The following is a 12631-nucleotide window of genomic DNA, read 5'->3' as shown; positions in this document are numbered from 1 at the left end:
GTTTTTTTCACAGATTTTTTACCCAGTTGGCACAAAAGTGTATGCTTTTTGCAATATCCAATCAAAATTCATTGATTATGGAAACAGCATTGAAAAGTCATATCGCAGAAAACCTAAGGAAGCACAGGGTGCTTAGAGGTTATACCCAGGAATACATCGCCGAATACCTTGGCAAAAAGGATTACACAGCTTATTCTCGCTATGAACAAGGCAGATCCAATCTCAAAATGGAAGATGCTATCCGACTTGCCGATTTGTATGAAGTAGATGTACAGGAATTGATTTCAAAAATTCCATCCGTCAATAATGGACATGAAACACAAAAAAAACAAAGCGGATTGGTTTCAATATTGGTGGACTTGGATGGCAGTTCAGGGAAATTGGAAAGCAATATTCAAAGATTGAAGAAAATCAATGAACTGATCGCAAAACAAGAACTCTGATTATTTTTTTCTGATCAAATAAAGACCTAAAAACATCAGAAGCCCATTGAGGATCAAAACTTCAAAACCAAACTTATAACCCCAAAGCAGGTGTTGTGAATTTTGGCTGATCGTAAAGGTCAAAAGGGGTGCTGCAACAGCAAGGTAAGGCACGAATTTATCCTTGACTTTCCAATTGGTAAATAAGCCAAATGCATATAGGCCAAGTAACGGCCCATAGGTATACCCTGCAATGACAAAAACTGAATTAATGACACTTTGGTCATTGATCCACCTAAACATCAAAATCACTAAAAACATCAGGGCGGTAAAACCGATGTGAACCCTTTTTCTGATCTTAACCTGATCCTCTTTTTTATATTTTTTTTCGATTTCCAAAAAATCATAACAAAAAGAAGTTGTCAAGGCTGTAAGTGTGGAGTCTGCACTCGAATAGGCAGCCGCTGTAATACCCAAGATAAAAACAATTCCAACAAAAGAGCTGAAATAAGAAGTCGCCAGCAAAGGATATAAATCGTCTGATTTGGAAGGGATCGCTATCCCATTTGTTTCAGCATATAGATATAACAAAATTCCCAATGACAAAAAGAGTAAATTGACTACCACCAGGATGATGGTAAACCAAAACATGTTTTTCTGGGCATCCCCAATATTGCGGCAGGTAAGGTTTTTTTGCATCATGTCCTGATCCAATCCTGTCATCACGATGGTGATAAATGCACCTGAGGCAAACTGCTTGAAAAAATTTGTGCCCGATTTCCAATCCCAATTGAAAATTTCGGACCGGGGATCATCGGTAATGGTTCCTATGTATTGTTTGATTGTCAAAATTCCCAAATCCTTTCCTATCAGGTAAATGCTGATGACCACTGCAAGCAACATAAACAGGGTCTGCAAGGTATCAGTCCAAACCACTGTTTTGATACCTCCACGGTGAGTATATAACCAAATCAAGGATACTGTAATCAATACAGAAACCCAAAACGGAATGCCCCAATTGTCAAACAATACCAATTGCAGAACTCCTGCCACAAGAAAGACCCTGATAGAAGAACCCAATGTCCGGGAAAGGATAAAGAAAAAAGCTCCCGTCTTATATGACCAAAATCCGAACCTCTCATCCAAATAGGAATAAATGGAAACAAGGTTTAACCGATAGTACAATGGAAGCAGCACTTTTGCAATCACAAAATACCCCAAGGTATACCCCAAGACGACCTGAAAATAATGAAAACTCGTATTGCCCACTTCTCCGGGTACGGATATGAATGTCACTCCTGAAAGCGAGGCACCTATCATCCCGAATGCAACCAAAAACCAAGGTGATTGTCTGTCTCCTGTAAAAAAAGTGTCAGTGGAAACATTTCTTGAGGTAAACCAAGAAATCAAAAACAAGAGCGCAAAATATGATGTTATGACGATTAAAACTAACTTTGGGTCCATAGTGGCTTAAGGGTAGATTTCGCTAAATTGCCCATAATTATTAAATTTGCAAAATGAATTACCATACACAGGCATATCCCATGTTGGAAGAGGTTGAAGTCCTTTTGGAGGAATTGATCGACATTGAAGAGTGTGAGTTGGTAGTGTTCAATGATGATATCAACACCTTTGAACATGTCGCCAAGATCCTTATCAAAGTATGTCAGCATAGCCCCGAACAGGCTGAACAGTGCACTTTGATTATTCATTACAAAGGAAAATGTACCGTCAAAAAAGGAAGCCGTTCCAAATTAAAACCCATGTGCGAGGCAATTTTGGATGCCGGCATCCAAGCAGCCATCGTCTAACCCATCCGGAAAAGTGAATTTCCCCTCCAAACTGATTGAAGAAGCAGTCAATGAAATCAGCCGTTTGCCGGGAATAGGCAAAAAGACAGCGCTTAGGCTTGCACTTCACCTCCTCAAGCAAAAAGAAAATGTCACCGAAGAGTTGACAAAATCTTTGCTTTCCCTCAGAAAAGACATCAAATATTGTGGCATTTGTCATAACATCTCCGACTCCGATGTATGCAGCATCTGTGCAGGTAAGCGGAGAGAGAGAGGCATCATCTGTGTGGTAGAGGACATTCCGGATGTCCTTGCCATCGAAAACACCTCCCAATACAATGGCTTATACCATGTTCTCGGCGGGGTAATTTCTCCCATACAGGGCATTGGGCCCGATGACTTAAAGATCGAAAGCCTGATCAACAGAATCGCCCAAAGTCCGGAAAATGAAAAAGTAAAAGAAGTCATCCTTGCCCTTCCCGCTACCATGGAAGGTGACACCACCTCATTTTTCATAACCAGAAGACTTAAGGAGTTTGGCATCAAAGTCAGTACCATAGCGAGGGGAATCCCTGTAGGCGGAGAATTGGAATATACTGATGAAGTGACCTTGGGAAGGAGTATTCTGACACGTGTAAATTATTCGGCCGAATAGCGATTTTCTTTTGTCTGATCCAAAAGCATTTCTATATTTGCAGATCAATTAAAAAAGGGGGATTAGCTCAGCTGGCTAGAGCACTACGCTGGCAGTGTAGGGGTCATCGGTTCGAATCCGTTATCCTCCACCAAAGACTCACAGAAATGTGGGTCTTTTTTTATTTACTGCTTTATAGAAGCCCTACTTGAAATCCAAAAAAAAGCCTGATACCCTTGCGGCATCATGCTTTTCTGATTTTTTGAGAAGATTCTACGAAAGTGCCACTTCATTCCCAATTCCTTTGGGATTTTTGCCATATTTATTTCGGCCGGGCTGACCGTCGGTCACCATCAATACCAATAACCAAATGCTCCCAATAATCGGAATGAGTACGATGAAATAAAACCATCCACTTTTCCCCACATCGTGAAGCCTTCTCACTGTTACTGCCAAGCCCGGAATGATCATGGCTAATATCGATACAAAGTAAAGAGGCCCGATTCCGGTGTCCTCGATGGTAATGCCAAGCAAATTGTCAAGTATTACAGCCAAAACAAGAAAAATAAAATAAAACAAATAAAAAAACCAATACTCGCTCCTTCTTGCTCTTCCGGTAAAAGTCGCATAATTTTTCATTGCACTGATGAAATAATCCATAACACTAGTTGGGTAAAATCTTTTCCTAATCGTATGGCTTTTCGGATACGCCCCGTTTGTTATGGTCTCTGGACTCCATCTTAGATTAAGGTATCGGGGCAGCGGGCAGTGTTGGCTTGACAAAGTCCAAAAAACAGACTTCCTATTCCTAAAGTAGGAAGTATTCAATAACCAAACAATAGTTATTCTGCTTTTACAGTAAAGTTTTCCTAAAATTCTTTTATAAGATGAATTGAAAAAAATACATTGATTCTATTCGGGATTTTTTAATCAAAAGCCCTTTTGCATAAAGGCAAAACAAGCCATCGTGGAAAGGAAGATGAATGGAGTCAGATGGTTTATTTCCTACAATTGGAATAAATATTGTCCCTGAATTTTTTGTCGTCTTTGAGGATATCAAAATAGGCAGTCAGGAATTTTTTGGTGGCTTCCTGTTCATTCGTACTCAATAATGAAGCTATTTTCCCATAGGAATCCCAGATATTTGGCTCTATGGACAGGTAATATTCTCTGGTGTTTTTAAATAACTCCTCCTCTCTGCAGACCCCCCAATAGTAGCGTTCGGTCACGGAATTGATCGGAATCAACGGATTGACCACGGCATAGGGGGCATTTACCAATCCCGACATGTCAAAGTCGTAGCATAAGGGAATGTAATCTTTGTTGGCGAGCTGCATGACAGCAATGTTATGTTGGACTACAGTGGACCAATCTGTATTTCCGATCATGTATTGGAAAAAATCCTGTCTGATCGAAACCGTGTCCTTGAATCTGTAGGGATTCAGCTGAACGTCTTTTTTCATGGAGGCTTCAAACCTATCCGCGATTTCAGAATCATCTTCTATCAGGAAAGCCTTGATCTGATACGTTTTTTCCTGCTTACCGCTTCTGTCAGAAATGCTGAGGTTTACTAATCTGGTGTGGAAATGATAGGGAGAGACCTCCTCATACATTTTGTAGATCATGTATTCTTTTAAAGTCAGGTCATCTGCTGCTTTGTTGTTTTGACATGGCATTACCAATTTCAATGTTTTGTTTCCTTTAAAAACAGTCCCTTCCCTTTCCTTTTTGTCTATCTTAATTTTGAGGGGTGTGAAAAAGCAATGGTCTTTTCTGAAGTTACCCCTGGCAAACAATTCAACCTGGAGTGAATCCCACTCACCGGAATTATCTTTGTAATACAGCCATTCTTGGGAAACGGAAGTTTCTTTATCGGATTTTTTCACATCCTTAAAAGAAAAACCCAACCTGATATCCAATATCTCTTCTGTCCTGAAAAGTTTTGATACGTCATCTTCCTGAGAATTGGATTCTGAAATTGATCCCAAAAAGGCAAAAATTAAGAAAGCGGGAAAAATCCATGTAGGTACTTTCAGGATTTTGGTTGGTTTAGAAATCGAAAATGCCGGTACTAAAAATGATTTTTCCATAAGTCATTCATATATTAAATACTGTGAAAATCTGAATTCATTACCAAAGTCCCATCCAATCATGAAGCCACGATCAGATGGACCAAAAATGTAACCACACCTACTCCCAATCCTAGGATGAAAACGTTGTAGGCATGTCCTAGGAGGTTATATTTTCTGTTCAAAACTTTGCCTTGATAAAAAAGTGCAATTGACATTTGTTGGTTTATTTCCTCCTTCGATGGTAAAATCCTATCGATTTCTTTGAGGTATTCGTCAAGGTTATAGGTAGCACTCTCTCCAAAAAACAGCATACTTGATTTTCCTTTTTCTTGGGTCTTTTGGTTTTTGCCTAAGATTTTTGGTTTTGCAGCACGGACAGCGAGAATGGTTGAGGCAAGGCAAGTGGAAAGCAATAACAAAATGGGGATAAGCGTCATGGGTCCCTGTACATCCAATTGGTGGGAAATCGTACCGTATCCTGTGATGGCAATAATCGAGGAAATGACGAGCGCATTGATGCTGATGATCATATTGGCTTTGTTATCCGCGATCTGTAGGAGGTTACAGTTGTTTTTGAAAGTTACCCGATAGAAAGTCTGTCTTTCTCTTTCGGTTTTATCCTTTTCTTTCTTTACAGGTATTATTTCTTCCATTGTTTATTGTTTTGTCAATCCTGAATTTACAAAATAATTATTCAACAAATCCAGCATTGGCTTCATTTTCATTTTTTAAGGAGCGATCCAAGAAATATCCCAATTTCCTTCTTTTGAATTCATGACAATGCGGAGATGCTCCATGCGATTCAACTGAAGTGCTTCAATTTTTTCAGGCTTTATTTTGATGATGGCAAAATTGGATTCTGTCAAGGGCTCTTGCCAGTCAAATGCTTCTTTTGGAGCTTTAATTGTAGTGCCGGGAGCCATTTTCTGGTTATATGCTTTTCGGGCATCGCCTTGGACTTTTGACCAAAATGAAGCCGTCAACCCATCATTTATTCTGACCTCTGCATTTCCTCTCACTTTAACCTGTATCCTTTTGCCCGGGTGATAAAACAAAAGAACTGCATCAGGAAAAACAGTCAACTGCTGTACTTTTGAGGTTCGGGCATCAGTAAAAAGATAAAAATTCAACGCTTCATCCACTGATCTCAAAACAAGATACCTGGCATCAATACCATTTTCAGATTTGGTGGCAAGTGTAACAAAACGAAACGGATGCTTTGGATCCAAAGCTCCTCTGTTTAATTCATGTTTTATTGATTGGAATATTTCTTCCAATGAATTCTCTTGGGTGAAAAGCATATTATATCTAAAACGGTATAAAATCAAAACTCCAACCAAAGGTATTGGTTTGAATACCAAACAAAAAACCTGTACGGAATCAAATTCCGTGCAGGTTTTTGCATCAAATTTACCTTTACCGCTTTAGTCGATTAGACTACTTCGACATTTTCTACATTTTTGAAATAGACCTGATGGTCAGCATCCAAATCCACCAAGACAGCCGAGTCATTTTTAATATATCCTGAAAGAATCTGTTTGGATAGTTCATTCAAGATCAGTTTTTGGATAGTCCTCTTCAATGGCCTTGCACCAAAATTTGGATCAAAACCAACTTCTCCCAAATAATCCAAAACTTCTTTGGTTGCCTCTATCTCAATATTGGACTCAGCCAAGCGTTTTTGGATCTCTCGCCATTGGATATCGACAATTTTTCGAATTACCTTTTTATTCAAAGGTTCAAACATGATCGTCTCGTCAATCCTGTTGAGGAATTCAGGCCTTACGGATTTTTTGAGCAAATCATAGACTTCTGATTTGGTTTTTTCCATGATCTCTTCCTTGTTCCATTCTTCCATTTCGGCAAATCGCTCCTGAATCAGGTGTGACCCGATATTGGTGGTCAAGATGATAATCGTATTCTTGAAGTTGGCAATCCTACCTTTATTGTCAGTCAATCGGCCATCGTCCAGGACCTGAAGCAGAATGTTGAAAACATCGGGATGGGCTTTTTCGATTTCGTCTAAAAGCACCACAGAATAAGGTTTCCTTCTCACCGCCTCAGTCAATTGCCCTCCTTCATCATATCCCACATATCCCGGAGGCGCTCCTACCAAGCGGCTTACGGAATGCCTTTCCTGATACTCAGACATGTCTATTCTCACCATGGCATTGTCGTCATTAAAGAGATATTCAGCCAAGGCTTTGGCCAATTCTGTCTTTCCGACACCCGTTGTACCCATGAAGATGAATGATCCAATAGGTCTTCTTGGGTCCTGCAATCCTGCCCTGCTTCTCCTGACAGCATCAGACAAAGCAACGATGGCTTCCTGCTGTCCTGCCACTCTTTTTCCAAGCTCATCCTCCAAGTGAAGGAGTTTTTCTCTTTCACTTTGGATCATTTTGGAAAGAGGGATTCCCGTCCATTTGGAAACAACCGCCGCGATATCCTCATTGTCGACTTCTTCTTTCAATAACGGAGATCCTTGCTGCATTTCCTCCAGTTGGAATTTAAAACCTTCCAATCTTTTTTCAGACTCTACAATTTTTCCATACCTGATTTCTGCAACTTTACCGAAATCTCCTGCTCTTTCAGCCTGTTCGGCTTCAAGTTTGAGTTTGTCGATATTCTCTTTTTCATTTCTGATACCTACGATCACGGCTTTTTCACTTTCCCATTTTGCTTTGACATTCTGTCTTTTTTCAGAAAGTTCAGCGATTTCTTTACTCAGGACAGTTTCCTTATCCTTGTTGTTCTCTCTTCGGATGGCTTCCCTTTCGATTTCAAGCTGCATGATTCTCCTGTTGAGTTCATCCAATTCCTGTGGAAGTGAGTCAATTTCCATTCTCAGTTTTGCGGCAGCTTCATCCATCAAGTCAATTGCCTTGTCAGGAAGAAACCTGTCTGAGATATACCTTTGAGAGAGCTCCACGGCTGCAATAACCGCATCGTCTTTGATTCTGACACCATGATGGAGTTCATACTTGTCTTTGATTCCTCTCAAAATTGAGATCGCATCAGCAGCATCCGGTTCATCGACCATGACAGCCTGAAATCTCCTTTCGAGGGCTTTATCTTTTTCAATATATTTTTGATACTCCTTTAAAGTGGTAGCACCGATGGCATGCAATTCGCCTCTTGCCAAAGCCGGTTTCAGTAAGTTGGCAGCATCCATCGCACCTTCTCCTCCTCCGCCCGCGCCTATCAAGGTGTGGATTTCATCGATAAACAGGATGATCTCACCTTCTGAGTCCGTCACTTCCTTGATGACTGCTTTTAATCTTTCCTCAAATTCACCTTTGTATTTGGCACCTGCCACGAGTAAACCCATGTCAAGTGAAATCAAAGTTTTGGTTTTGAGGTTTTCGGGCACGTCTCCACTTACGATACGTTGGGCCAAGCCTTCCACAATGGCAGTTTTACCCACACCCGGTTCACCGAGGAGAATGGGGTTGTTTTTGGTCCTTCTTGCCAAAATCTGTAAAACTCGTCTGATCTCTTCATCCCGGCCAATAACAGGGTCAATCTTTCCTTTCTTTGCCAGTTCATTCAGGTTTTTAGAATATTTTTCCAGAGCCCTATACTTTGATTCTGCGTTTGGATCGGTCACTTTATTTCCTTTTCTAAGTTCTTTTATTGCTTCAATTAGCGGTTTTTCGGATAGACCATTTTCTTTTAGGACCTGGGCGGTCTTATCCGATCCTCCCAATATAGACAAAAGCAGGTGCTCAATGGCCACGAACTCATCCCCGAATGTCTTGAGATAATCCTTTGCTTTGGACAAAACCTGGTTGGAAGCATTGGAAAGGTAGGGCTGTTGTCCACTTACTTTTGGTAAAGATTTGATGATATCATCTGTTTTTTGTGCAACAAGCCCTTTATTGACATTAAGCTTTTTAAACAAAAAATCAGTGACATTCTCATCTTCCGAGAATATTCCTTTAAGAATATGCACTGGCTCAATCGCCTGTTGCTGTTCGGCTGAAGCCAGTTCAGCAGCCTTTTGGATGGCCTCCTGTGATTTTATTGTGAATTGTTTAAAGTCCATATTATAGTTGGTTAGGTTGGTTAATTAGCTGATTATTTCTTGCATTTAGGTTACAATTGCCCATCAATCAAAATGTTAACCAAAGGTAAAAAAAGCCTGAAATCGGAAATTATGTCTTACGAACTCTTGGTAAATTACAAAAAAATGGACTTTTTGACATATATAGTTTCTTGAAAGAAGAATTAAGGGGAGGAATCACTTCAGAAGAAATGAATAAGGAATTTGGCACTAGTCAATTGTTAAAATATATTTATGTTTGATATTAAAACAACTAATACATAAGAAATCAAAGCAAAATTAACAGTACTATTAAATTCATTTTACTTAAATTTTATAATCAAAAATTAAGTTGTACGGTAGGTTTATTTTAAAAATTTTAATTTTACCTTATATTGTTTTTTTAAGATGGTAAAAGAATTATTTTTACTAAGTTTAATCTACAAAATCCCAATAGTTAAATTCCTTCTTCTTTTGAATTTTAGCGATTTATGAACCTCGAATTTTCTTATAATCCCTTTGCCACTCCGATATTTCTGACAAGTTTGCTATTTGTGACTTTGGCATTTTTTTCCTTCAGTAAAGACAACCAACATGGAGAACGATATTTTTCATTCTTCATGTTAAGTTGCTTTTTTTATTCTTTCTTTTACGGTATCGAGTTAATTTCCACTACCCCCGAAGGGATCAAGTTATTTTACATTCTTGAGTTTATCGGAGGCACATTTGTCACTCCCTTTTTATTTCTCTTTGTATTAAAATATACTGACCGCGCGAAGTTCATCAGCAATAATTGGTTGGTTTTGATTTTTGGGATTTCAGCATTTTTTCTTTTAATGGTATTTACAAATGACTATCACAACCTTTTTTACAAGGAAATATCTGCCGCACATAATTCCTACTTTTTGTCAGTTTATTTGGATCGGGGTCTTTTGCATTGGATGTACGCCAGTTACAATTCGATACTAATCATATTCTCTAACCTTCTGCTTTTCAGAATGCTTTTTTCAATTCCTGAAATTTACAGAGGCCAGGTGTTGATCATGCTTTTTGGAACTTTGATACCATGGATTGCTTATTTATTTGTCGTTTTTGGTTTTTATCCTTTCGGCTTGGATCCTGTTCCTTTCTGTCTTGCCATCAGCGGGGTAACTTTATTTTGGGCGTTGTTTCAATACCAACTGTTCAGAGCCAATCCAATTGCCTTTAAAACTATCTTCGAAAACATCTCTGACGGAATTTTGATTTTGGACAGACTAGGTGATGTAGTAGCCTTGAATTATGCGGCTAGAAAATTTTTCTCAAAGCTAAGCCCTCAGAAAATCTACAAAAAAGACCAATTGATCTCAATTTCTTCAGATTTTGAGGGCCTGTTTACTGCCAATTCCCCTAATTATAAAATTGAAATCGCTATCCCCGAAGAGAAGAAAATCTTTGAAGTTTACCTTAAAAATATTGAAAAAGATTCTTTTGATCTGGAAACACCCAATTTTCAATACTTATTCTTGAGGGACATTTCCGAGCAGAAATCAACAGAAGAACTGATTAAGGCTAATGAACTGACTTTACAGAATGTAAACAGCAACCTGATCAGGAATGAAAAAATGCTGACCTCGATTGCATTTGCAACGAAGGAACTACTTTCGAACCACGATTTTGCGACAGCGACCCAAAAAGCCATTACTTTGCTAGGGGACGGGGCAGGAGTAGACAGGGCGTATCTTTTTGAGAACAGCCTCGATGAAAACGGAAATCTACTCAGTTCACAAAGATTTGAGTGGAGCGCATTGGGAGTACCGGCAGAAATCGACAATCCTAACCTGCAGGGTCTTCCCATAGGTTTGTTTGGTGAAGGATCGCGGGTAATGGCTCAAAACAAACTGTACCAAGCCATAGTAGACCAAATGGAGACAGACCCTGAACTTAAAGAACTTCTTCAAAGTCAGGATATCAAATCCATTCTTTTGATTCCAATTTATGTGGAAGATTACTTTTGGGGATTTGTCGGATTCGATGATTGTACCAATGAAAGAAAATGGAGTGAAGCAGAAACAGCCTTATTGATAAGCTTTGCGGACAGTATTTCCAATGCCATAGAGAGGAAAAACATGGAAAGAAACCTCGTACAATCTATGGAAGCGGCAAATGAGGCAAGTATTGCAAAATCAGAGTTCCTGGCAAACATGAGCCACGAAATCAGAACTCCGCTCAACGGAGTCATTGGCTTTTCGGATTTATTGATGAAAACCAATCTGGACGAAAACCAGAGGGGTTTCCTTCAATCTATCTTACAGTCAGGCACATTGCTCTTGGACCTGATCAATGACATTCTTGATTTTTCAAAAATAGAAGCCGGCAAACTGGAATTGAGCCCAGAATGGGTCAATATCAAGGACTTGGTTTCAGATACCCTGAAAATCATTCAGCCGATCGCTACCGAAAAGAATCTGAAACTCAACCTGAATCTGGATGAAAAACTTCCCAAATCTGTTTTTGTAGATTCTACAAGGGTCAAACAAGTACTGATAAACCTGCTCAGTAATGCCGGAAAGTTTACCCATCAAGGTTACATAGAGTTGGGGGTTACCCTTGATGGTACCGAAACTGAGGATGGAATCATGCCGATTGTCTTTTCCGTGGAAGACACCGGAATCGGGATCTCAAAAGAAAAAGAACGGACAATTTTTGAAGCATTCGCACAGGAAGATAATTCAACCACAAGAAAATACGGAGGTACAGGTTTGGGCCTTACCATTTGCAGCAAGTTGCTGGAATTGATGGATAGTAAACTTGAACTTCAAACCAGCCTTGGTAAAGGAAGTAAATTCTATTTCAAGCTTGACCTTTCTGTCTCTGAAGAAACGGTACAACCAAAATTTGAAGAGAAAATGAATGGCAGTAGTATGCCTATCACTTCTAAAAAAGAAAAAGTATCTTCTTCTATCTTCAAAGTTTTGTTGGTAGATGACAATCCGGTCAATATGCTATTGGCCAAAGCGATTGTAAAAAAACTCCTTCCTACCTCTGTAATCTTTGAGGCATACAATGGTCTGGAAGCTTTGGAAGAATATAAAAAAGAAAAACCTGATCTGATTTTTATGGACATTCAAATGCCGGAAATGAGCGGCTATGAAGCTACAAAAGAAATCAGAAAGATTGAGACTGAGGTCAGGACTCCTATTGTTGCCTTGACTGCAGGTACAGTGAAAGGGGAATATCAAAGGTGTCTAGAGGCAGGCATGGACGATTACCTCAGCAAGCCTGTTTTGGTTTCAGATATTTCCGGAATGATTGAAAAACACCTCGGATCTGCTCCTAGCGCAACACAGGTTATCGCCTCGTCCAAATTTGAAGAATACAGATTATCTGATCCTGAATTTTTTAAAGAATTATTAGAGGTAAGCATTTCAAATATCGAAAAGCTTCAAAAAACCTTGATATCTAATCTGGAAGAAAACCACCTCCACGGGGTCAAGCAAACTGGGCACGCACTCAAAGGAGTGGGGCTAAATCTCGACTTCAAGGAACTGGTAGCTACTTCCTCGGCTGTGGAATTGTTGATCGATTTGGAGGAAGAAAGTAAATCGGTGGTGAACACCACCATCATGGAAGTATCCAAAATCCTGGACAGTCTTAAATCTGAATGGGAATCTATCAAAGACTAAAGG

General features: G+C 39.5%; 10 protein-coding genes and 1 tRNA gene. 5 read left to right on the top strand and 6 right to left on the bottom strand.

The window, feature by feature from the left end; all coding sequences use genetic code 11:
* The first annotated feature begins 77 nt into the window (after positions 1-77).
* Positions 78-443, top strand: a complete 366-nt coding sequence (locus NK987_RS05895; RefSeq protein ID WP_258423016.1) for a helix-turn-helix domain-containing protein — start codon at positions 78-80, stop codon at positions 441-443.
* Here the strand turns inward: NK987_RS05895 and NK987_RS05890 are convergent, their stop codons facing one another.
* Entirely contained in the window at positions 444-1886 is a 1443-nt protein-coding gene (locus tag NK987_RS05890; RefSeq protein ID WP_259263115.1) for a sodium:solute symporter, read from the bottom strand.
* 53 nt (positions 1887-1939) lie between these two features.
* On the opposite strand from NK987_RS05890, the gene NK987_RS05885 reads away from it, so the two are divergent.
* The 3 genes from NK987_RS05885 to NK987_RS05875 all read left to right on the top strand — a co-directional run bounded on the left by NK987_RS05885 (position 1940) and on the right by NK987_RS05875 (position 3000).
* Positions 1940-2233: an ATP-dependent Clp protease adaptor ClpS gene (locus tag NK987_RS05885; protein ID WP_259263114.1), complete on the top strand. Its 294-nt coding sequence runs from the start codon at positions 1940-1942 to the stop codon at positions 2231-2233.
* A 13-nt stretch (positions 2234-2246) separates the two neighbouring features.
* Positions 2247-2867: a recombination mediator RecR gene (gene recR / locus NK987_RS05880; protein WP_258423083.1), complete on the top strand. Its 621-nt coding sequence runs from the start codon at positions 2247-2249 to the stop codon at positions 2865-2867.
* A gap of 56 nt (positions 2868-2923) precedes the next feature.
* Positions 2924-3000, top strand: a tRNA-Ala gene (locus NK987_RS05875).
* Between the two features lie 119 nt (positions 3001-3119).
* Here NK987_RS05875 and NK987_RS05870 read toward each other — a convergent pair.
* The 5 genes from NK987_RS05870 to clpB all read right to left on the bottom strand — a co-directional run bounded on the left by NK987_RS05870 (position 3120) and on the right by clpB (position 8966).
* Complete coding sequence (locus tag NK987_RS05870; RefSeq protein WP_259263113.1) at positions 3120-3506, bottom strand: DUF805 domain-containing protein; 387 nt, start codon at positions 3504-3506, stop codon at positions 3120-3122.
* A gap of 338 nt (positions 3507-3844) precedes the next feature.
* Entirely contained in the window at positions 3845-4936 is a 1092-nt protein-coding gene (locus tag NK987_RS05865) for a hypothetical protein (protein ID WP_259263112.1), read from the bottom strand.
* Positions 4937-4995: 59 nt separating this feature from the next.
* Positions 4996-5571, bottom strand: a complete 576-nt coding sequence (locus NK987_RS05860; protein WP_259263111.1) for a Pycsar system effector family protein — start codon at positions 5569-5571, stop codon at positions 4996-4998.
* 75 nt (positions 5572-5646) lie between these two features.
* Entirely contained in the window at positions 5647-6219 is a 573-nt protein-coding gene (locus NK987_RS05855) for a pyridoxamine 5'-phosphate oxidase family protein (protein WP_259263110.1), read from the bottom strand.
* Between the two features lie 131 nt (positions 6220-6350).
* A complete protein-coding gene (gene clpB, locus NK987_RS05850; RefSeq protein ID WP_259263109.1) occupies positions 6351-8966 on the bottom strand; it encodes an ATP-dependent chaperone ClpB in 2616 nt (871 codons plus the stop codon).
* Positions 8967-9454: 488 nt separating this feature from the next.
* Between clpB and NK987_RS05845 the strand changes: the two genes are divergently transcribed.
* Positions 9455-12628, top strand: a complete 3174-nt coding sequence (locus NK987_RS05845) for a histidine kinase N-terminal 7TM domain-containing protein (RefSeq protein WP_259263108.1) — start codon at positions 9455-9457, stop codon at positions 12626-12628.
* The last annotated feature ends 3 nt before the right edge of the window (positions 12629-12631 follow it).

Source organism: Aquiflexum gelatinilyticum (assembly GCF_024813435.1).
Lineage (GTDB): Bacteria > Bacteroidota > Bacteroidia > Cytophagales > Cyclobacteriaceae > Cognataquiflexum > Cognataquiflexum gelatinilyticum.
This window is presented reverse-complemented; position numbering and strand designations above follow the sequence as displayed.